Origin of the sequence: Enterococcus mundtii, assembly GCF_013394305.1 — a bacterium.
Taxonomy (GTDB): Bacteria; Bacillota; Bacilli; order Lactobacillales; family Enterococcaceae; genus Enterococcus_B; species Enterococcus_B pernyi.
Map to the genome: position 1 here is coordinate 2,370,001 of NZ_AP019810.1, position 22,006 is coordinate 2,392,006.

The 22,006-nt window shown below is 38.7% G+C and carries 18 protein-coding genes, 2 tRNA genes, 1 pseudogene and 1 other annotated feature; of the genes and pseudogenes, 16 read left to right on the plus strand and 5 right to left on the minus strand.

The features are described 5' to 3' along the window. Positions 1–60: 60 nt before the first annotated feature. A tRNA-Thr gene (locus HZ311_RS11285) sits at positions 61–133 on the minus strand. A 199-nt stretch (positions 134–332) separates the two neighbouring features. Between HZ311_RS11285 and HZ311_RS11290 the strand changes: the two genes are divergently transcribed. The 4 genes from HZ311_RS11290 (at position 333) to HZ311_RS11305 (ending at position 3,678) form a co-directional block, all read left to right on the plus strand. Then, a tRNA-Asn gene (locus HZ311_RS11290) sits at positions 333–406 on the plus strand. A 164-nt stretch (positions 407–570) separates the two neighbouring features. Further along, a complete protein-coding gene (locus HZ311_RS11295; RefSeq protein ID WP_023519252.1) occupies positions 571–1,899 on the plus strand; it encodes a C1 family peptidase in 1,329 nt (442 codons plus the stop codon). A 181-nt stretch (positions 1,900–2,080) separates the two neighbouring features. After that, complete coding sequence (locus tag HZ311_RS11300) at positions 2,081–2,914, plus strand: fructosamine kinase family protein (protein ID WP_023519253.1); 834 nt, start codon at positions 2,081–2,083, stop codon at positions 2,912–2,914. Between the two features lie 14 nt (positions 2,915–2,928). Beyond that, positions 2,929–3,678: an acyl-ACP thioesterase domain-containing protein gene (locus HZ311_RS11305; RefSeq protein WP_010736089.1), complete on the plus strand. Its 750-nt coding sequence runs from the start codon at positions 2,929–2,931 to the stop codon at positions 3,676–3,678. A 204-nt stretch (positions 3,679–3,882) separates the two neighbouring features. Here the strand turns inward: HZ311_RS11305 and HZ311_RS11310 are convergent, their stop codons facing one another. Then, positions 3,883–4,851, minus strand: coding sequence for an asparaginase (locus tag HZ311_RS11310; protein WP_010736088.1), 969 nt, complete (start codon positions 4,849–4,851; stop codon positions 3,883–3,885). A gap of 143 nt (positions 4,852–4,994) precedes the next feature. Between HZ311_RS11310 and HZ311_RS11315 the strand changes: the two genes are divergently transcribed. From HZ311_RS11315 to HZ311_RS11365, 11 genes and pseudogenes are all read left to right on the plus strand, one after another. Continuing rightward, entirely contained in the window at positions 4,995–5,828 is an 834-nt protein-coding gene (locus tag HZ311_RS11315) for a DUF72 domain-containing protein (RefSeq protein WP_023519255.1), read from the plus strand. A gap of 120 nt (positions 5,829–5,948) precedes the next feature. Next, positions 5,949–6,788, plus strand: a complete 840-nt coding sequence (locus HZ311_RS11320; RefSeq protein ID WP_010736086.1) for a Cof-type HAD-IIB family hydrolase — start codon at positions 5,949–5,951, stop codon at positions 6,786–6,788. Between the two features lie 31 nt (positions 6,789–6,819). Further along, positions 6,820–7,374 (plus strand): pyrophosphohydrolase domain-containing protein, encoded by a 555-nt coding sequence (locus HZ311_RS11325; RefSeq protein ID WP_023519256.1) that lies wholly within the window; start codon positions 6,820–6,822, stop codon positions 7,372–7,374. Positions 7,375–7,577: 203 nt separating this feature from the next. Further along, positions 7,578–9,299, plus strand: a complete 1,722-nt coding sequence (locus tag HZ311_RS11330) for a septation ring formation regulator EzrA (protein WP_023519257.1) — start codon at positions 7,578–7,580, stop codon at positions 9,297–9,299. Between the two features lie 198 nt (positions 9,300–9,497). Beyond that, a complete protein-coding gene (locus HZ311_RS11335) occupies positions 9,498–10,640 on the plus strand; it encodes a cysteine desulfurase family protein (RefSeq protein WP_010736083.1) in 1,143 nt (380 codons plus the stop codon). Positions 10,641–10,659: 19 nt separating this feature from the next. Next, entirely contained in the window at positions 10,660–11,871 is a 1,212-nt protein-coding gene (thiI, locus tag HZ311_RS11340) for a tRNA uracil 4-sulfurtransferase ThiI (protein WP_010736082.1), read from the plus strand. A 259-nt stretch (positions 11,872–12,130) separates the two neighbouring features. Beyond that, the gene (locus tag HZ311_RS11345) at positions 12,131–12,784 is read left to right on the plus strand and encodes a redox-sensing transcriptional repressor Rex (RefSeq protein WP_010736081.1); all 654 of its coding nucleotides are present in this window, start codon (positions 12,131–12,133) and stop codon (positions 12,782–12,784) included. 103 nt (positions 12,785–12,887) lie between these two features. Beyond that, positions 12,888–13,100: a binding site (T-box leader), on the plus strand. Between the two features lie 47 nt (positions 13,101–13,147). Next, positions 13,148–15,793 (plus strand): valine--tRNA ligase, encoded by a 2,646-nt coding sequence (locus tag HZ311_RS11350; protein WP_023519258.1) that lies wholly within the window; start codon positions 13,148–13,150, stop codon positions 15,791–15,793. A gap of 121 nt (positions 15,794–15,914) precedes the next feature. After that, positions 15,915–17,228 (plus strand): bifunctional folylpolyglutamate synthase/dihydrofolate synthase, encoded by a 1,314-nt coding sequence (locus HZ311_RS11355; protein WP_010736079.1) that lies wholly within the window; start codon positions 15,915–15,917, stop codon positions 17,226–17,228. Then, on the plus strand, positions 17,218–17,871 hold the full coding sequence (locus HZ311_RS11360; RefSeq protein WP_010736078.1) for an HAD family hydrolase: 654 nt from the start codon (positions 17,218–17,220) through the stop codon (positions 17,869–17,871). Before HZ311_RS11355 ends, HZ311_RS11360 begins: the two co-directional genes overlap by 11 nt. 63 nt (positions 17,872–17,934) lie before the next feature. Then, a pseudogene (locus HZ311_RS11365) lies at positions 17,935–18,408 on the plus strand (UPF0758 domain-containing protein); the annotation flags it as partial. 2 nt (positions 18,409–18,410) lie between these two features. On the opposite strand, the gene HZ311_RS11370 reads toward HZ311_RS11365, so the two are convergent. Both HZ311_RS11370 and HZ311_RS11375 read right to left on the minus strand, forming a co-directional pair. Then, positions 18,411–19,856 carry a recombinase family protein gene (locus HZ311_RS11370; protein ID WP_331251498.1) on the minus strand — a complete coding sequence of 482 codons (1,446 nt, stop codon included), beginning with the start codon at positions 19,854–19,856 and terminating at the stop codon, positions 18,411–18,413. A gap of 71 nt (positions 19,857–19,927) precedes the next feature. Further along, positions 19,928–20,854, minus strand: coding sequence for a hypothetical protein (locus HZ311_RS11375; RefSeq protein WP_178946669.1), 927 nt, complete (start codon positions 20,852–20,854; stop codon positions 19,928–19,930). Between the two features lie 163 nt (positions 20,855–21,017). On the opposite strand from HZ311_RS11375, the gene HZ311_RS15945 reads away from it, so the two are divergent. Then, positions 21,018–21,110 (plus strand): type I toxin-antitoxin system Fst family toxin, encoded by a 93-nt coding sequence (locus tag HZ311_RS15945; RefSeq protein WP_269153465.1) that lies wholly within the window; start codon positions 21,018–21,020, stop codon positions 21,108–21,110. Between the two features lie 150 nt (positions 21,111–21,260). Here the strand turns inward: HZ311_RS15945 and HZ311_RS11385 are convergent, their stop codons facing one another. Beyond that, positions 21,261–21,992, minus strand: a complete 732-nt coding sequence (locus HZ311_RS11385; protein WP_232092485.1) for a helix-turn-helix domain-containing protein — start codon at positions 21,990–21,992, stop codon at positions 21,261–21,263. Between the last annotated feature and the right edge of the window lie 14 nt (positions 21,993–22,006).

Consider the following 22,006-nt stretch of genomic DNA (forward strand, 5'->3'; position numbering starts at 1 on the left):
ATTTTTTTGGGTTCTCTGCTTATTTCTCGGAGTTGGACACTTCTGTCACAACCTCTACAAAGCCACTTGACGGGCTTGAACCGTCGACCTCTTCCTTACCATGGAAGCGCTCTACCAGCTGAGCTAAAGCGGCATTTTTACTACGTAAATAGGATAACTAATTTATAGTCATTTGTCAATAACTTTTCTCTATGAACAGACGACCTTTAAAAGAAATTGAGTTGTTTTTCACAAATATAAAATAACGATGGTTAATTAGTGATTATTTGAAAAATTGAAAAAAAGTATTGCGTTATATGTTGAAAATTGATATTATATTTATGTAATTTGATTCCGGCATAGCTCAGTTGGTAGTAGCGCATGACTGTTAATCATGATGTCGTAGGTTCGAGTCCTACTGCCGGAGTAATACAAAAAGTCTAGGAGAGTTCTCCTAGACTTTTTTTGTTTTTCAATGGAAATACGCAGATTGAATCGCATGATTGTTCTGAATTTTCAGAATAGCACGTTGTAATTCAAAGGGTTAAAGAGTAAAATGGAGATATATTTTCAATCGGGAAGGATGATTAAATGAACGCAATTACACCAGATATGACAAAAAAATTTGCCGATCAATTTCAAACGAATAAAAAGCAACAAGCCTTACAAAATGCTGTTGTAAAGAATGGGATCACAGCTTCAGCAGAAAATATTGCTTCACATACAAAAAACACCCCGGTATTTTCTGTAGATCTAGCGACTGGAAAAGTCTCAAACCAAAAACAATCTGGCCGTTGCTGGATGTTTGCGGCGTTGAATACATTCCGTCACAAATTGTTGAATCAATTCCACTTAAAGGAATTTGAATTATCACAAAATTATACTTTCTTTTGGGATAAATACGAGAAAGCAAACTATTTTTATGAAAATATTCTTGCAACTGGTAATGAAGCATTAGACAGTCGTAAAGTCGCTTTTTTACTGGCTGTTCCCCAACAAGATGGTGGACAATGGGATATGATCGTATCATTATTCCAAAAATATGGTGTCGTACCAAAATCAGTGATGCCAGAAAGCGCGAATAGCTCAAATTCTCGTGATTTGAATAACTACTTAAATAAATTATTGCGTAAAGACGCCGTTAAACTACGTCAATTAGTGGCAGAAGGAAAAACAAATGAAGAGATCCAAGTAGAAAAAGAAAAGATGTTAGCTGGGATCTATCAATTTCTAACAACTTCTTTAGGTACGCCACCAACTGAATTTGATTTTGAGTATCGAGATGAAGAAAAAAATTACCATATCGATCAACAATTGACTCCACAAATGTTTTACGATAAATATATAGGTGTAAATTTGGATGATTATGTAAGTATCATCAATGCACCGACCGCAGACAAACCGTATGATCGCTCTTATACGGTTGAAATGTTAGGGAATGTTGTGGGAGGAAAAGAAGTCAAATATCTTAATGTCGATATGACAACGTTCAAAAATTTAGCGATTGCTCAATTGGAACAAGGAGAATCTGTGTGGTTTGGGTGTGATGTTGGTCAATCTTCTACAAGAGATAGCGGCATCATGGCAACAGACGTTTATGAGATGGATGAATTATTTGATTTAGATTTTTCTATGACGAAAGCGGAGCGTTTGGATCATGGCGAAAGTTTGATGACTCACGCGATGGTCTTGACTGGTGTCGATTTAGTTGATGGAAAATCAACGAAATGGAAAGTCGAAAATAGCTGGGGAGAAAAAGTCGGAGATAAAGGATTCTTTGTGATGAGTGACGAGTGGATGGATGAATATACGTATCAAATCGTTGTCCGCAAAGATTTATTGACGGAAGAACAGCTAGCCGCATTTAATGCTGAACCAATTTTATTAGCTCCTTGGGACCCAATGGGGGCATTAGCTTAATTTCAATATCAATCAAAACAGATACAGAGACTTGATAGTTTTCTGTATCTGTTTTTTGTTGATTTCTTGATTTCAGGATTTTATAAATACCTGTGTTATACTTTAAAATGATATAGGAGTTGTTGCGGGCGTACTTGATCGATTAATCATCGATCTTGTGAAATAGCAAGGAGGAGTGAAAATGGATATCCAAGAAGTGTTAACAGAGATTCGTTTGAGTGGTAAAGTGATACCGATTACTGGGGGAGATGTGAATCAAAACTATCGAATTGATGAACAGCAAAAATCCTATTTTCTAAAAATCCATCCTCATGTGACCAAACGCTTTTTTGAAGCAGAAGTGGATGGTCTGAAAGAGCTTGCACCACATGTACGAGTACCTGAAACTTATATGTTAGGCGAAACAAATGAAGGTGCCTATCTATTGATGGAATGGATCGAACCAGGGAAAGGTGATCCTCGAGAACTGGCAAAAGACTTAGTAAAAATCCATCGTTCAACTGCACCACAGTTTGGTTTTCGCAAGGACAATTATCTAGGGAGTTTATCACAGCTCAATACATTTGAAGAAGATTGGTGGACCTTCTTTTTCAAAAATCGCTTGGAGGCTCAAATCGACATAGCGGAGAAAAACAATCGATGGAATGAAACACGTGAAAAAGAGTATCAACGGTTAAAAAAAGAACTACTAAATCGTGACGATCATCGGAAGATTACGCCTAGCCTCTTGCATGGAGATTTATGGAGTGGTAATGTTTTCTATGATAAGCAAGGAAGACCAGTGTTTATCGATCCAGCAGTTTCTTATGGGAATCGCGAGCAAGATATTGCGATGAGTCAGTTGTTCGGTGGCTTTCGTCCTGAATTCCTGGAAGCTTACCAAGAAAGCTGGCCATTGGAAGAGGGCTGGGAGAGTCGTTTGCCACTCTATCAACTCTATTACTTGTTGGCGCATCTCAATATGTTTGGAGAGAGTTATGGGACACAGGTCGATCATATATTAATGAAGAAGTAATTGGAGGTTTTCTTTTGGCACAAAAATATACAAAAAAACATGAAGTATCTTATTATGAATGTGATATCAACAAAACAATGACTTTTCCGTCCATGCTGGGTGTGGTCATCAAGACTTCGGAAGAACAAAGTGATCATTTAGGCCGAGGAACCGACTTTGTCAGTAGCTTTGGCTTGACTTGGGTAATCACGAACTATTCGATGAACATCAATCGCTTGCCTCATGTCGGTGAAAAAATCGATGTTACCACACAAGCGATGCAGTATAATAAATTCTTTTGTTATCGTAATTTTTGGATTCATGATGAGGAAGGAAATGAATTAGTTGAAATCGAATCAGTATTTGTTTTGATGGATCTAGTGAACCGTAAGATGAGTAGTGTGAATGAAGAAATCATTGCACCTTTTGAAAGTGAAAAAATCAAGAAAATCAAACGACAAGAAAAAATCGAGCCAATCGAATCAGGCTTGATGTTGCCATATCGTGTGCGATTTTATGATATTGACAGCAATCAACATGTGAACAATGCGATGTACTTCAACTGGATCATTGATGTTTTAGGTTACGATTTTTTGACAACACATACACCTAAACATGTGTTGATCCGTTTTGATAAAGAAGTTGAATATGGCAATGAGATCGAGAGTCATTATGAACAAACGGTGTCTGGAACAGAGGTAAAAACGAGACATGAGATCAGAATGCAAGAGCAACTTTATTGTGCAGCGAATATCTTATGGGAGAAAAATGAAGAAACAAAATAAATCGAGTGAGATAAGATTGTGAGATATTTTGCTTCGATAAATAAGCGCGAAAAACCGAAAATTGTTCTTCCAATTTTTGGTTTTTTCGCGCTTATTTCCAAAGGAGTTTCATTTGGAACTCCGTTTAACAATGATGTGATTGTAGCGTCTATTGAGTTTTCCATATGAAGAGGCGAGCAAGCCCTGTATTACTCAATTTGATTTCTATTGTGTCATAAATTTGATCAACTGTTCTTCTGACAAGCCACCGTTAATGGCAATCAAAAGTTTTATTCTAGCTTTTTGGCTATTGATACTATTACAAAAAATAACGCCCATACTTGCGAGTTCTTTTCCGCCACCTTCGTAATCATAGACGGGTTCAGCGATTCCGTTGAAACAACGAGAAACCAAGACTACTGGTATTTTTTGTATCAAGAGTTTCTTTAATGCTGTTAATGCCTGCGGAGGCAGGTTCCCAGCGCCTAAAGCTTCAATGACCAGACCGTCGACTTTCGAATGGGCAAGTGCTTCTAATAAATCACCTTGCATACCCGCATAGGCTTTGACGATTGGGATCGTTCCTTTGACTGATGCGATATCTAGTCTTTGCGCTTCAAGTAATTCTTGCATAAACAATATACGATTTTTAGTGATCAAACCGATTGGTCCTAACGTAGGAGTACGAAAAGTAGCAACATTAGTCGTGTGGGTTTTAGTGACATAGCGTGCTGAGTGGATCTCATCGTTCATCACGACCAAAACACCTTTGTCTTTTGCTTCATCACAACTTGCTACCCGAATCGCACTTTCAAAATTATATAGACCATCGCTACCTAACTCATTACTTGAACGCATCGCTCCTGTTAAGACGATCGGTAATTTATCACCAATCGTTGAGTCTAGAAAAAATGCTGTTTCTTCCAACGTATCTGTCCCATGCGTGATCACGACACCTTGGATGTCAGAAAGAACGGCTTGATTGATTCTTTCTTTAAGTTGTAACATATGTTTAGGCATGATGTGCGGGGAAGGAAGATTAAAGATATCTTCCATGATCAAATCAACATTTTCTGGAATCGTTACTTCTGCATCTAATAGTGGGTTAGCCACATCTGGACTCACACCACCTGTTAAAGAATTTTCTTTCATGGCGATTGTGCCGCCTGTGTGTAAGATAAGAATTTTTTTCATTTTCAGAACTTCCTCACGAATAATTTTGCATAGGGTTTCTAGCTTATTGTATACTATATAAAAGAGTTTTGCTATGAATGAATCAAACAGAACAATTTGGGAACAAAGATAAAATGAATTTAAACGAATGGAAGTGATTCGTCGTGATCAAAATTGGCTTGACTTCATTTAAAGAACATGAAAAATTAACAGGAAAAAAGAATAATACTCTTTACGATTATGCGAGTGTCCTTTCATTAGTCGAATTAGATACCGCCTATTATGGTATACCAAGAAAGTCATCTGTGGAGAAGTGGGTGAATGAAGTACCAGCATCTTTTCGCTTCGTGATGAAAGCTTACCAAGGAATCAGTGGTCAAGGCGACTGGCAGAAGTATTATCAATCCGAAGAAGAGATGATTGAACGCTTTTTAGATGTGATGGCACCGATGAGCGAGTCAGGTAAACTCTTTTGTTTTTTAGTTCAATTCCCTGCTTCATTTAAATGCACCAAAGAAAATGTTGCCTATTTAAGAAAACTAAGAAAATGGTTCAATGGCTATCCGGTAGCTATTGAGTTACGTGACTATTCTTGGTACAGCGACCAATTTCTGTCACGCACGAGACAGTTTATGACTCGTGCAATGTTTTCCTTAGCAATCATTGATGAACCACAATTATTGAATACGACGATTCCTTTCGATCCTTATGTGACAAATACGGATTTTACCCTTTTCCGTTTTCATGGAAGAAATGAGCAAGGTTGGCAAGCAAATGATCAGGATTGGCGTAAAAAAAGAACGTTGTATCGCTATTCTGAAGAAGAATTACAGGAATTAGCAGCAGCCATCAAAAAAGTAGACGGTGCAACAAAACATGTTGGGGTGATCTTCAATAATAACTCTGGTGGAGATGCGGCTGAAAATGCTTTGGCATTACAAAAAATCTTAGGGATCGAACCAGATGAGCTTAACCCAAAACAAATCGATTTGTTTTGAAGACCTGGCTTTTGTAACCACTCTATATAAAAAGTAGCAAGCACGCCTTACCAATAAGAAATGAAACTGTTCAACTAGAAATTTTTACTAAATAATAATCGGAAGAGGTGATGGAACGACATGATCAAAGCAGTTTTTTTTGATATCGATGGCACATTAGTCAACAACCAAGCAAAAGCGTTGGCTTCAACTAAATATGCGATTGATCAACTACAAAAAAAGGGCATATTATGCGGTGTTGCCACTGGGCGCAGCCCTGTAAGAATCAAAGAAGTGATCGATGAACTTGAACTAGACATGTTCGTCGTCTATAATGGTCAATTAGTCTTTGACCGTGATCAAACGATCGTCGACCATCCTTTTGATAAAACAGTATTAGCGGATATCGTCCACTTTTCGGATGCCCATCACCGACAAATCATTTTTGGTGGGCGAGATCAACTAGATGGTTCAACGACAATGATGCTAGGACAATCGATCATCATCAAAAAAATCGTCAATCACTTACCCAAAAAATTCCCTGTACGTCTATTGAAAAAAATCTTGCAAGTGTTCAGTCCCCATCGGCAACGAAAACGATATGAAACATTAGCAATCTTAAACGAGCCGATTTATCAATGTATTTTATTGAGCCAAACATCTGAGCAAGAAAAGCTTGACCAACGATTCCCAGAGTGTTCGTTCCAACGTTCCAATCCTTATACGGTCGATATTATTCCTAAAGGAGGGTCCAAATTGTTAGGAATCCAACAATTTGCGACAAATAAAGGAATTGCATTGTCCGAAATCATGGCGTTTGGCGATCATTACAATGATGTTGAAATGCTAAAAGGAGTTGGAATTGGTGTTGCAATGGGCAATGCGCCAACTGGTGTGAAGCAGCAAGCTGATTTTGTCACGGCTTCGAATGAAGCGGATGGTATTTATATAGGTTTGAAGCATTTTGGGATAGTTGATTGAATGTGTGTCAGTTAGGAGGACTAAAATCGTTATGGAGCCAGAAACACCTTATCAAAAAGTAGAACGATTCCATCGGACGTTCGATCCAAGAATACCAGAGCGACCCACTGCATTTACAAAAAAACATGCCGATGACCGAGCGGGTTTTAAAATCGAAGAGTTAGTTGAATTTGTGGCAGCAGCCAGTGACGGTGATGCAAAAAAATTGCATGATTCCGTCCAATATTTGCATGATGCACTTGATCAAGCAGAAAAAAAGATTCTCACAAAACAAAATTGGGGAGAGGAAAGTCTCGTTGAGCAAGTAGATGCGCTGACTGATTTGCTTTATTTTACGTATGGCTCTTTTTCTTTGCTGGGCGTTGATCCTACGAGGATTTTTGATATTGTCCATCAAGCGAATATGGGAAAACTGTTTCCAGATGGAAAACCTCACTACGATCCTGTTACAAACAAAGTATTGAAGCCAAACAATTGGCAAAAGGATTATGCACCTGAAGAAAGGATCGCAAAGGAAATCAATGAACAAATGAAGAAGGCAGAGCGAGTAAAGTTTGCCGAAGAAAATTCTTCAACGAGTCTTTGATAAGGTCTTCTCATTTTAGTTGGTAGAAAGATAGCAAAAAAGATTTTTTATGTAGGTAGTGTATGACTGAACATAGTATGTTATAATATAAAATAGATGTCTTTTTGCACGAAAGACGTATTTACAATGTTATGCAAATCAGATTCGTCTGATCACAAACAAATAGAGACAGTAGATGCATATTGAAAACGGAGGAACCTTAAATGGGAAATAATGTTATCATCGGGATCGTCATTGCAATCATTATAGTCGCCATTCTGGCTTTTTTGGTTAGTTACGTAATGAAGAAAAAAAACCAAGATCGATTGGACGTCTTAGAAAAACGCAAGGAAGAATTATTCGACTTGCCTGTGATTGAAGAAGTTGACGATGTCAAAAAAATGCATCTAGTGGGGCAAAGCCAAAATACCTTTCGTGAATGGAGTCAAAAATGGAATGACATCTCTACCTCATCATTTGCCGAGTTAGAAAGTCAGATCTTTGAAGTTGAAAATCTCAACGAGAGCTTTAGATTCTTAAAAGGGAAAAAAGCAGTAGAAGAAGCCGAAGCAACCATGAACCAAATGGAAAAAGAAGTTGCGGAGATTCGTGACGGCTTAAAAGAATTGCGTGAAACAGAAGAACGTAATTCCTTAGCTGTTCAACAAGCTTTAGACGTTTATGAGGAACTAAAAGCAACGATCCGAGAAGAAGAACAGCAATACGGTCCAGCTTTACCTGAGTTACAAAAGCAAGTGAAAACGATTGAAAATGAGTTTACACAATTTGTTACGTTAAATACTTCAGGTGATCCAGTTGAAGCCCGTGAAGTGCTGGATAAAGCGGAAAAACACACGTATGAAGTGGATGCGTTAATGAAAAAAATCCCGCCATTATTTGAAGATTTGAATACGACTTTCCCGGCGCAAGTGGAAGAGATTCAAGAGACCTATGACCGCTTAATCAAAGAGGAGTATGTTTTTCCAGAAGAAAGCCTGTCTGGCGATATCGAAACGATCAATCGTCGAATCGAACGTTCGTTGATCAATATTGAGAAAACGGAAGTTGAAACTGTTGAATTTGAAAATCGTGAAACGGCTAATCTGATCGATGCATTATACGATATTTTAGAACGTGAGATGGAAGCACAAGTATTTGTGACTAAAAATCAAGCAACGATCGAACAATATATCAAACATGCGACGAAAAACAATCGTCAATTATTGATCGAATTAGATCATACCGCTCAAAGTTATACATTGAACCATAACGAAATCGGGCGTGTACGTGGTTTCCAAACAGAAGTGGAAGAAATCGAACGTCAAAACGAACAAATCAAACCACAGTTACAACAACATGAAGTGCCTTACTCAGAAGTAAGAACGTTCTATAAGAAAGTCTTCAAAGTATTAGAAGATATTGAAAACCAACAGGTTGAAATCAGCGATTCTTTACACGAACTAAGAAAAGGTGAAAAAGAAGCGCAAGAAAAAATCGACACATTCGAATTTAAATTGCGCAGTCTTAAACGGTTTGTTGAAAAACAACGTTTACCAGGTTTGCCAAATGATTATCTAGAGTTTTTCTTTGTGGCAACAGAACGTATCGAAGAATTGAGTACTGTGTTGAATAAAATCAGAGTCAACATGGATGAGGTCGAACGTCTTGTAGCATTATGTGAAGAAGATCTAGAGTTACTCGATAAGAAAACCCACGATCTAGTCGATGCAGCAGCATTAACCGAACAAATGTTGCAATATGCGAACCGTTACCGTCACACACATGAAGAAGTGAAAGAAGCCATTGAAAAGAGTTATTACTTATTCAATAAAGAATATCACTATCAAGAGGCTTTGGATGAGATCGGCACAGCATTAGAGCGCACAGAACCAGGTGCATTCAAACGAATCGAAGATTTTTACTTCAATCATCCTGATTTAGTATAATCCTGCGATCAAAAAAGACAACACAGGCAAGTGCCGAGTGTTGTCTTTTTTTGGAAGTCATTGATGAGTAACTGTTGGGCAGGGAATACATTGATTCGAGCGATTTTTTATAGAGTCCAACTCGGAGAAAACGCCACTTGAAAGCACAAGGGACAACCGTTATAATAGGTAAGAATTTCAAAAAAAGAAGGTTTAAATATGATATATTTCGATAATAGTGCGACAACACCGATCTATCCGCAAAGTTTGGATACGTATGTCAAAACAAGTCAACGGATCATCGGGAATCCATCAAGTCTACACGATTTAGGCAATCAGGCGAACCGTCTGCTACAACAAGCGAGAAAACAAATCGCTGAACTGATTGCTGTGTCTCCGGAAGAAGTGTATTTCACGTCAGGTGGAACAGAAGGAAATAACTGGGTGCTTAAAGGAACGATGCTTGAAAAACTAGGCTACGGTAACCACATGATCATATCAGGCGTTGAACATCCTGCTGTCAGTGAAACAGCTGAGCAGTTAAAAAAACTCGGTATCGAAGTGAGTATTGCTCCTGTCGATAAAAGAGGGATCGTCCGCGTAGATGAGTTGAAAAAATTAGTACGTAAAGAAACGATTTTGGTTTCCGTTATGGCAGTGAATAATGAAGTAGGTGCGATTCAACCAATCAAAGAAATCAGTAGTTTTTTAAATGATTTTCCTAAAATCCATTTCCATGTGGATGCGGTACAAGCGATTGGTAAAGTTCCTTTAGAGGAATGGTTGACAGAACGTGTGGATTTTGCCACTTTTTCTGCCCATAAATTCCATGGGCCTCGTGGTGTTGGTTTTGTTTATTGGAAAAAAGGCCGACGTTTAGCACCGCTGTTCACTGGAGGCGGACAAGAGAAAAATCAACGGAGTGGAACAGAGAATGTGCCGGGGATCGTCGCGATGGCAAAAGCGCTGCGTTTATCTCTAGATATTAAAGCACAAAAACCAAACCAAACTGCCTATCTTAAACAAGCATTGATTGAAGCTTTACATACGTATGATAAAGTAACGATTTTTTCTGAAGGTGAAGATTACGCACCCCATATTTTGTGCTTTTCATTAAAAGGTATTCGTGGTGAGGTATTGGTCCATGCATTAGAAGAAAAACAAATATTTGTCTCTACGACAAGCGCTTGTTCTTCTAGAAAGCACATGGCAAGTAGTACGCTGCATGCGATGCAAGTACCCAATGATTTAGCTACTTCAGCGATTCGCGTCAGCTTAGATGAAAGCAATACGATGGCAGAAGTCGAACAATTCATGATCATCTTTAAACAGTTGTACAAGAAATTTTCAGTCATCAATTAAGAAACAGAGGAGTGTTTTTGTGAAGTACAGTGAAATCATGGTTCGCTATGGTGAACTTTCAACAAAAGGAAAAAATCGTCGAAGTTTTATTATGCAGTTGGCACAAAATGTCAGACAGGCATTGAGCGATTTTCCTGAAATCAAGATCCACGCAGAGCGTGATCGGATGCATCTACTGTTGAATGGTGTAGACGGAGACATAGTTATCCCTAAGTTAGCGAAGATATTTGGGATCCAAAACTTTTCACCTAGCGTACGAGTAGAAAAAGAAGTACAAAGTTTAAAACAAGCGGTTCAGGAAATCATGCAAGAAATCTATACAGGAAAAGAAACATTCAAGATCATTGCAAAACGTAGTGATCATAGCTTTGAATTGGACAGCAATGAACTAAACCAAGCATTAGGAAATGCAGTCATCGATGTTTTTCCGGATATCCAAGTACAAATGAGAAAGCCAGATATTGCGTTGCGTGTGGAAATCCGCCGCGATGGGGCTTATCTTTCCTATGAAACGATCAAAGGAGCTGGCGGTCTGCCTGTCGGTACAAGCGGAAAAGGTATGTTGATGCTTTCTGGAGGGATCGATTCTCCAGTTGCCGGTTATTATGCCATGAAACGTGGGGTAGAAATTGAAGCTGTCCACTTTGCTAGTCCACCTTACACGAGTGAACAAGCCTTGCAAAAAGCGAAAGACTTAACAGTGAAGCTGACACCCTATGTTGGTAAAATCGAATTTATCGAAGTACCGTTTACAGAAGTGCAAGAAGAGATCAAACGAGTGGTGCCCCAAGGCTACTGGATGACGATCACACGTCGGATGATGCTTCGTTTGACAGATGAGATCCGCCGTATTCGTCATGGACTAGTGATTTTAAATGGTGAATCATTAGGACAGGTGGCTTCCCAAACACTCCAAAGTATGGTGGCAATCAATGAGGTCACGAATACACCGATCATTCGTCCTGTAGCGACGATGGATAAATTAGAGATCATCGAAGTGGCTGAACAAATCGATACGTTTGATTTGTCCATTCAACCATTTGAAGACTGCTGCACGATTTTTGCACCGCCACAGCCTAAGACTCGTCCACGACTAGAAAAAGTGCATCAATACGAAGAACGTTTGGATATCGATGGGATGATCGAACGTGCTTTGGCAGGCTTAAAGATCGAAACGATCCACACAGAAACAGCAAAAGAACAAGTAGAAGAATTTTCTGATTTACTTTAAACGAAGGAACTTGTACTTCTTGTACGAGTCGATCATTCGTAATAAAAGATCCAGACTCAAGAAGTAGACACGTGAAAGAGGACGAGACAATTGTTTAGCCTCGAGAAATAAGGCGCCATCCACGAAAATTGTATGTTAAATTTTGTGGATGGTACCTTATTTTTCTTGTTTTTCATGGAGTTAAGTTTCCTCCTATTGCGAGGTTCCTTGTTCCATGCTAAACTAAAATTATGTGAAATGATTAACAAGGAGAAACGATATGCGAGAAAAATCAGAAACGTTACCCAAAGCAACAGCGAAACGGTTGCCTTTATATTTGCGCTATTTAAATATGTTGAATGATTCTGGTGTTCAACGAATCAAATCAAATGAATTTAGTGAGATCACACAAGTACCTTCTGCCACGATCCGCAGAGATTTTTCTCATTTAGGAGAATTAGGACGAAGCGGTTATGGGTACGATGTTCCCTATTTGATTGAAGTATTTGATCGAATTTTGAACACAGAGGAAGAAAAAAGAATCGCTTTAGTTGGTTTTGGGAATTTAGGAAAAGCATTGAAACACAACAATTTCAGAAGAAATGCAAATTTGAATATTGTTTGTGTATTTGACAATGATCCAGCCATCGTCGGAAAAGAAATCGAAGGTGTGATGGTTTATCCTATGGATCGCTTTAGTGAAATCGTTGAAAAAGAAGGAATCAAAGTGGCGATATCAACTGTGCCAAGTAAGTATTCACAAGCAGCCATCGACGAAATCGTCAAAGGAGGCATTACTGCGATCTTGAACTTTGCACCAGATCGTGTCAACGTTCCGCCACATGTCCATATGCAATACATCGATCTGACAACTGAACTACAGACGTTGATCTATTTTGATGAAAATTATTCGCAAGTCTTTCCTTCCAAGTAAAAACTAAGTGGGAAGATCGTGCAAAAGTGGCGTTTTTATGTGAATCGAACAGCGATTCATCAAGAGCTTTTATTGACTTTGGCTACTAACCATTGTAAAATGAGTCAAGATGTTGATCAAGAGGAGTAACTAGTCCGACGTTTAGAGAGAGAGAACGAATGGTGGAACGTTCTTAACGAAAGCTAGTGAAGGTAGCTTGGGAGTTTTTGTCTTGAATCGAGTAGAGATGAACGAGTAGTGATCGTTAACTCACTTTGAGAGGTAATAGGCAACTATTACAAATTAGGTGGTACCGCGTAATTTATACGTCCTAAATACGAAAGTATTTAGGGCGTTTTTTTTATTTCAAAGGAGGAAGACAGTATGACGGAAGAAAAGAATCTATCGACAAAGTATAATCCGCAAGAAGTTGAAGCGGGGCGTTATCAAAACTGGTTAGACGAAGATTTGTTCAAACCTAGTGGCGACAAAAAAGCAAAACCTTATTCAATCGTTATCCCACCTCCCAATGTGACTGGTAAACTCCATTTAGGTCATGCTTGGGATACAACATTGCAAGATATGTTGATTCGTCAAAAAAGAATGCAAGGCTATGATACGTTATGGTTACCAGGGATGGATCATGCAGGGATCGCAACACAAGCAAAAGTAGAAGAAAAATTACGTGAGCAAGGTGTTTCTCGTTATGATCTAGGTCGCGAAAAATTTATTGATCAAGTATGGGAATGGAAAGAAGAATATGCCGGTCATATCCGTGAACAATGGGCAAAAATGGGTTTATCTTTGGATTATAGCCGTGAACGCTTCACCTTAGATGATGGCTTGTCTGAAGCTGTTCGTAAAGTATTCGTTAGCCTATACGAAAAAGAGTTGATCTATCGTGGCGAATACATCATCAATTGGGACCCACAAGCACGCACAGCTCTTTCTGATATCGAAGTGATCCACAAAGAAATCGAAGGTGCCTTTTATCATATGAGCTATGAATTGGCTGATGGTTCAGGTGTGGTGGAAATCGCAACGACCCGTCCAGAAACGATGCTTGGTGATACGGCAATCGCTGTTCACCCAGAAGATGAGCGTTACCAAGCATTGATTGGTAAGAAAGTCATTTTACCACTAGTGAATAAAGAAATACCGATCATAGCAGATGAATATGTCGACATGGAATTTGGAACAGGGGTTGTAAAAATCACGCCCGCACATGACCCAAATGACTTTGAAGTCGGTAACCGTCATGACCTCCCACGAGTGAATGTCATGAATGAAGATGGCACGATGAATGAATTAGCAGGTAAGTATCAAGGAATGGACCGTTTTGCAGCACGTAAAGCGATCGTTGCGGATCTAAAAGAACTTGGTCGTCTGATCAAGATCGAAACGATGATCCACAATGTAGGCCATTCTGAGCGTACAGGGGTAGTTGTTGAACCTCGTTTATCAACACAATGGTTTGTAAAAATGGCACCTTTAGCTGAAAAGGCGATCCAAAATCAAGAAACTGATGATGCAGTTGAGTTTTTCCCACCACGTTTCAACCAAACCTTCTTACGCTGGATGGAAAATGTTCATGACTGGGTAATCTCACGTCAACTATGGTGGGGACATCAGATCCCTGCGTGGTATCATAAGGAAACTGGTGAAATGTACGTGGGCATGGAAGCACCAGCAGACAGTGAAAACTGGTTACAAGATCCCGATGTGTTGGATACTTGGTTCAGTTCAGCGCTATGGCCTTTTTCAACAATGGGCTGGCCTGACGAAGACAATGAAGATTACCAACGTTACTTCCCAACAAGTACATTAGTAACAGGCTATGATATCATCTTTTTCTGGGTAAGCCGAATGATTTTCCAAAGCTTGGAATTTACAGAACGTCGTCCATTTGAGAATGTACTGATCCATGGATTGATTCGTGATGAACAAGGACGCAAGATGAGTAAATCTCTTGGAAATGGGATCGACCCAATGGAAGTCATTGAAAAATATGGTGCTGATGCGTTACGCTGGTTCTTATCTAATGGTTCAGCACCAGGACAAGACGTACGTTTTAGTTACGAAAAAATGGATGCTTCTTGGAACTTCATCAATAAAATCTGGAACGCATCTCGTTTCGTTATCATGAATGTTGAAGGGATGACCGTAGAAGATATTGATCTTTCAGGTGAGAAGACTGTAGCCGATCGTTGGATTTTGACACGTTTGAATGAAACAATCGCTAAAGTGACTGACTTATTTGAACAATTTGAATTTGGTGAGGCTGGTCGCCAATTGTATAACTTTATCTGGGATGATTTCTGTGACTGGTACATCGAGATGAGTAAAGAAACACTTTACGGTGAGGACGAAGTAGCGAAACAAACGAACCGTAGTATTCTTGTCCATACGTTGGATCAGATCTTACGCTTATTGCATCCGATCATGCCATTTGTTACAGAAGAAATCTGGCAACACATCCCTCATAAAGGAACATCTTTAGTAGTGGCTGATTATCCAGTCGTGCAACCGGAATACGATGATGAAGCTGCTTCAAAAGGGATGGAAGTACTGAAAGAATTGATTCGTTCTGTACGTAATATCCGTTCTGAAGTGAATACACCATTATCAAAACCAATCACGTTACTGATCAAAACAAATGATCCGAAGATCGATCAATTCTTAAATGAAAACACTAGCTATATCGAGCGCTTCTGTAATCCAGAAGAGTTGACGATCTCAAGTGACGTAACTGCACCGGATCTAGCAATGTCAGCGGTCTTGACTGGCGCGGAAATCTTCTTACCTTTAGAAGGGCTGATCAACATTGAAGAAGAAATCCAACGTTTAGAAAAAGAACTAGCAAAATGGACAGGCGAAGTGAAACGTGTACAAGGAAAATTAAGTAATGAGCGTTTTGTATCGAATGCACCGGATGATGTAGTTGAAGCAGAGCGTGCAAAAGAAAAAGATTATTCAGAAAAACAAGCAGCTGTCAATGAACGTATTGCGCAATTAAAATCAATCAAATAAAACGAAAGGGAGAGGTGACGGAAGTTGCCTCTCTTTTTTAAGTAAAAAGAGCTCTTCTGGATTTCATTGTTTCCTACGTAAGCTTTTTTGTTATAATGAAGAGGAATGGGGGGATAGTAACGTGAAAATCGAAGAAGCAATCAATTGGATCCATAGCCGATTACCATTTGGCTCACGTCCTGGATTAGACAGAGTAGAGGCCTTATTAGAGGTAGTCGGACACCCAGAAGAAAAAGTCAAAACGATCCATATTGCAGGGACGAATGGCAAAGGTTCAACAGTGACTTATTTAAGATATTTATTAGAAGAAGCCGGCTTGACAGTCGGAACATTTACTTCCCCATATATCGAATCCTTCAATGAGCGCATTTCGATCAATGGACAAGGCATTCCTGATGAATCATTGATTCGACTAGTAAAGAAATATCAACCGCTAGTTGAGCAGATGGATCAATTTGAAGCAGTAGCTGGTATTACCGAATTTGAAACGTTGACTGCTATGGCATTTGATTATTTCTTGGAAGAACAAGTGGACGTCGCGATCATTGAAGTGGGATTAGGTGGTTTACTCGACTCAACAAACGTAGCGAAACCTTTGTTGACGGGTATCACAACGATTGGTATGGATCATACAGATATTTTGGGCGACACGATCGAAGAAATCGCTGCTCAAAAAGCAGGGATCATCAAGCAAAATGTGCCACTGGTCACTGGAAATATCGTACCTGAAGCCTTGGCAGTGATCGAAAAACAAGCAAAATTAAAAAATGCTACACAACACGCATGGGGAGAGGCTTACACAGTCAGTTACAAACATCCGGCAGAAGAGTGGGGCGAAATTTTTTCATTCCAAAATGAATTTGGCAAAATCCCTAAGTTGACGATCCATATGATCGGGAAACATCAAGTTGAAAATGCTGGTATGGCGATTGAAATGTATCAAATCTATTGTGGAATGATGAATCTTCCATTCCGTGAAAAAGACGTGATCAATGGCTTGAAAAAGGCGCAATGGCCAGGACGTATGGAACGATTAAGTGAAGAACCCTTAGTGATTTTAGATGGGGCGCATAATACCCATGCGATGGCACGTTTAGTCCAAAATCTTAAACAAGAATTCAAAGGCTATCATATCCATCTTTTGTTCTCTGCTTTACGAACAAAAGAGGTTGATAAAATGTTACACCAATTACAAGAAGTACCAGATGCAACAATCTACGTCACTACTTTTGATTATCCTAAAGCCATTGAGCTGTCGGATATCCAAGCAACGAGTGATGAGAAAGTTACGATTGTTTCAATGTGGCAATTTGGGCTTGCAGAGATCTTGGAGAAGATGACGGCTGAGGATGTTCTTGTAGTGACAGGTTCACTCTATTTTATTTCGGAAGTGCGACGTTTGCTTGTACAGTTGGGAGGAAAAAATGAAAGTTAATGCAGTGATTTTTGATATGGATGGCTTATTATTTGATACAGAGATCGTTTATTATGAGGCATCCCAAACAGTAGCCGATCGGATGGGGTTTCCCTATGACAAAGATCTTTACTTGCGATTTTTAGGCGTTTCTGATGAAGAAGTTTGGGCGAACTACCATACTATTTTTGCAAACTTTGGTCGAGAAACTGTCCAAAAATTTATCGACGATTCCTATCAAGAAACGCTTGATCGTTTTGCTTTAGGTCAAGTTAAATTAAAATCAGGTGTTTTAGAATTCTTGAACTTTTTGGAAGAAAAAGATATCCCAAAAGTAGTCGCATCAAGTAATCAGCGACATGTCATTGAACTGTTGCTAGAAAAAAATAATCTACGTCATCGTTTTGATATGATCGTCTCAGCTGAAAATGTCAAACGTGCAAAACCAGATCCAGAAATCTTTTTACATGCCCAGGCGTTATTAGGTACTGAAAAAGCGGAGACATTGATATTAGAAGATTCACAAAATGGGGTACTAGCGGCGTATGGTGCAGGAATCCCAGTAATCATGGTGCCAGATTTACTAGCGCCTTCTGATGAATTAGCCGCTAAGACAACAGCGATTGTTTCTTCACTTCATGAAGTTCCGGCATTGATCAAATAAAAATAAAATAAATATCCTCCTTTTTCGTATCTTATTTTGAGCGCACGGGAAAGGAGGTTTTTTATGGAAAAAAATTTGCTTCAAACAGTACCCGCCACGTCTCTACCAAGGGAGAGGATGGAGACTTATGGAGAGGATGCGTTATCAGATCAAGAGCTTTTAGCCATTTTGCTTCGGACTGGTCAGCATCCATATAACGTATTAGAAGTTGCGGGTACGTTATTGAAGAAATTTGGTGGTTTAGCGCTCTTGAGACAAGCAACACTAGCAGAATTAGAAGCGGTTCGTGGGATTGGTCGGGTCAAAGCCTTAGAGATCAAAGCATTGATCGAGCTGGGGCGACGGATACAAGTCGATCAGTTGCGTCAAACAACGACTGTCCATGCGAGTTATGAATTGGCAAAATAATTGATCCTAGAACTAAAAGATCAAAAACAAGAACATTTAGTTTGCATCTATCTCGATACCAAAAATCAAATCTTACTAAAGAAAACCTTATTCATCGGGTCATTGGATCAGACAGTAAGTAATAGCAAATACTAAAAAATAAAATTGATAATTACGTCTTCATTTTTAAGCGTAACATCATTAATAAGTCTACGGATAAGATCTATTTTTAATTCGGTACCTGTGTTTTCCCAGTCGAAGTTTTTAGCTTCTTCTAAAAGCAAGATTTTCTCATTTTTATCATCTTTGATTTTTAGAGAGTTTAGATCATTCTTCAATTCATCTAAAACAATATTTATAGAATCAATTCGATTATTTAAAGTTTCAACTTCAATGTTTCCAAATTGATAAAGATCAATTAGTTTACTTTTTTCTACTTGCTTTTTTTTGATTGCTTTTTTTAGTTCGTTTATTTGATCAACAGTATCTACCTTCTTATTTTCAATATCCATTTTGATTTTTTTAAAATCTAAATTCTTAACTGCAGCGATTACCTTGTTTTCGACATCCTTACAGCGAAGTCGTTTTTGATTACAGTCCCAGTCTTTAACAAGGGACGGCATCATTTTCTTTACTGATCGGCACGTATAATAAGCATAGTTATATCTCTTACCTTTGTAACTACCGCCGCCACCAACTTCTCGAAATACTTTTGCCCCACATTTTCCACAATGAATAAATCCTGCTAAAAGAGATTTTTGATTATGATTTGTACTACCTAATTTTGCTTTTTCTTTGAATATTAATTGCGCTTGATTGAACAAGTCTTGGGAGATAAGCGGGGTGTGATTTCCTTGGTAGACATTACCATCCCAACTAATTTTTCCGATATAAAGCGGGTTTCGAAGTGCATACTTGATGATCGTTAGTGTTTTTACCTTATCTGGATATTTCTTAACCATCTTTTTGGTAATGTATTGTTGACCTTTTCCGTGGTTTACATAAAGATCAAATATTTCGCGAACAATAGTTGCCTCGTACTCGTTGATTATTAGCTCACCATTTATATAGTCATAGCCTAAGGGTACAACTCCTGATCCGTGGTAATAGCCTTGCTTTGCCCTTTCAGTACGACCCATGTGCATTCTTTCAGTGATTGTATCTCTTTCTAACTGTGCAAAAACTGATAGCATACCAATCGTTGCACGACCGAATGGGGTAGAGGTGTCAAAACTTTCTAACATAGAAATAAAATCGACACTATGCTTTTGAAAGACATCTTCAATTAAATACAGGGTATTTTTTTGAGATCGAGAAAGCCGATCCAGTTTATAAACGATGACAATATCAATTTTTTTAGCCTTGACATCAGAAATTAATTGATTAAGTCCGGGACGATCAAGTTTTGCACCAGAATAGCCTGGATCAGTATATGTGTTTACAACATAGTAGTCTTTTGCTTCCGCATAAGCTTTAAGCTTGCTTGTCTGCGCAGGGATTGAGTATCCTTCTTTTGCTTGTTCCATAGTAGAAACTCTTATATAGAGTGCCGCTCTTTTCATATAGTAATCGCTCCCAATTTTTGATACAATAGGCATAGCAAATAAGCCTTTTGTTTTATTTGTATTGCACGCTCTTACTTTAGTCGGTTGGGCGTGCTTTTTTAATGCTAATAGATGGCAGATGAATATTCAATAAACAGTGGGTATTCTGCGCTACCTGGTTTTGTTGATTCTTTGATGTTGAGATCACTCACAGAACTGAGGATGTAGTTACTAATCAGATAAGCGTCCGAGCTGTTAAACACGTCTTCGGAGTCTTCTATCGTAAGATTCTTGAAGGTTGACGATTTATACAGGGTAATCACTCCTGGAAATAACGTATCGCCAGAATTTTCAGTTCGTCTCTGAATCAAAATTTCCGAAAAAACTATCTCTGACAAAGCTTCTTGTATAGATTGTACACTCTTCGCATAATCCTTGATCAAGGAGTTTTCACTCAAGGGGGCGTCGGTTTTCAATTGGATGATGATGTTGTCGTTCACCACATCTAATTTCTTATAGCTGATCTTATTGTCTTTAAGAATGCCTGACACCTCTTGACGTTTATACCAATCGTTTTTCATGGGTTCACCTCTCAAAAGCATGTAGTCGAGATTCGCCTTATACTTCTCATCAACAATTATAGGACTAAGATCGTTAATTATCGCCACTGATTGTGCCATGCTGTTGTATTTTTTAGAAATTTCTTCTTTATACCTATCGGATTTTAAATACGGATTCATTTGACTTTTGACATCATACTCCATCGCTTTCAACCACATGTGGTAAGTTCCGAAGGAAGCTTGAAGCGCATGGCTTTCAAACTTTCCACTTCCGTCAGGACCCCATAGGTGCTCGTAATCACTTAAAAAGTCTAACTCCGCTTCTATACTTTGGTGGAGAAGCTCCCAGTCCTCCTGATCCTCTATCCCGTAAGACCATCTGGTTTCGAGTGATTGCTTCATAATAGATGAGACTTCTTCGGCAGATGTCTTTGAACAGCCCCCTAATAAAAATGCCATCGTTATTAATCCAAAAAACATGAATTTCTTCATTCCATTCCCTCTTTCTGGTAAAATTATAGTTGTAAGCGTATAACAGTGCCCCAACCAAAGCCGCAAACTTTGAAGGGGTGTTTTTTTTGTCAAAATCCATTTTGTATTGTTCCGTAATCTACGTTTTGCTATACTAGAAAAGGCAACTTGCCCCGAAAGCGGGGTGATTCCATTGTCAGAATTCGTATCATTAGTTATCGCACCACTTTTAGTGGGACTAGTATTGTTGCTGGTTGATCGTTGGTTAGATGATTAGACGATAGCTGCGCAAGTTGTCGCTAACCCACACGCTTGTTGTCGCATCAAGCGCAAAAAGAAACCCCAACCTGTGGAGTAGGTTGGGGTTTTGTGATTCCATAAAAGAATCCGTATCATATCGCACCCCAATTGTAGCATGACGCTATTCTTATGTCAAAACTTGACCAATCATATGAATATTGTCTTTCTCATCAGCATAAAAATCAGGATAAAGCCGATTGCCATTTTTATCTTTTTCACAATTGAGAGAGACTAGCCTAATTCTGTTTTCCTCTATATATAGCTTCTTTATAAAAGCTTCATCGTTGATTTCTACTGCCGCCAACATTCCGTTATGAATGTTTTTTGTTTCCTTAACAAAAATCACTTCGCCATCTTGAAATGTCGGGTGCATACTATCACCTGATACCTCGAAAGCTATGTCATAACTTGGTGGTGCATAATCTAGAGTAATTGTTTTAATTGGATGCTCTTTGTCGAAATTAATTGATCCGTAACCAGCCGTCATTTTACCATATATATTCACGTTATAATTAGTGGGATAGTCGACTATTTTGTTTTGTTCTTTCAATTGCTGTTCAGCAAAACTATATACTTTTTGTTGCCGTTTTTGATCTAACTGATTGTAAATTGTTTCTATAGAAGATGATAGTCTATTTTCCTTAAACGTAGTATCAATATCACTTTTCATGACGCCGAAATAATCGGCTATTTTTTGGATTACTCCGTGTGACGGGTTTGATCTTAAATTCATATAGTCACTCATTGTTGAAGGGGAGATTCCTATTGATTCAGCCAACTTTTTTTGAGTGATTTTTTTTTCGGTGATGTATTTTTTTATATTTGCAGCGATTAAAGCATTTCTTTTCCTTTCGTCCAACTCTACACCTCCCA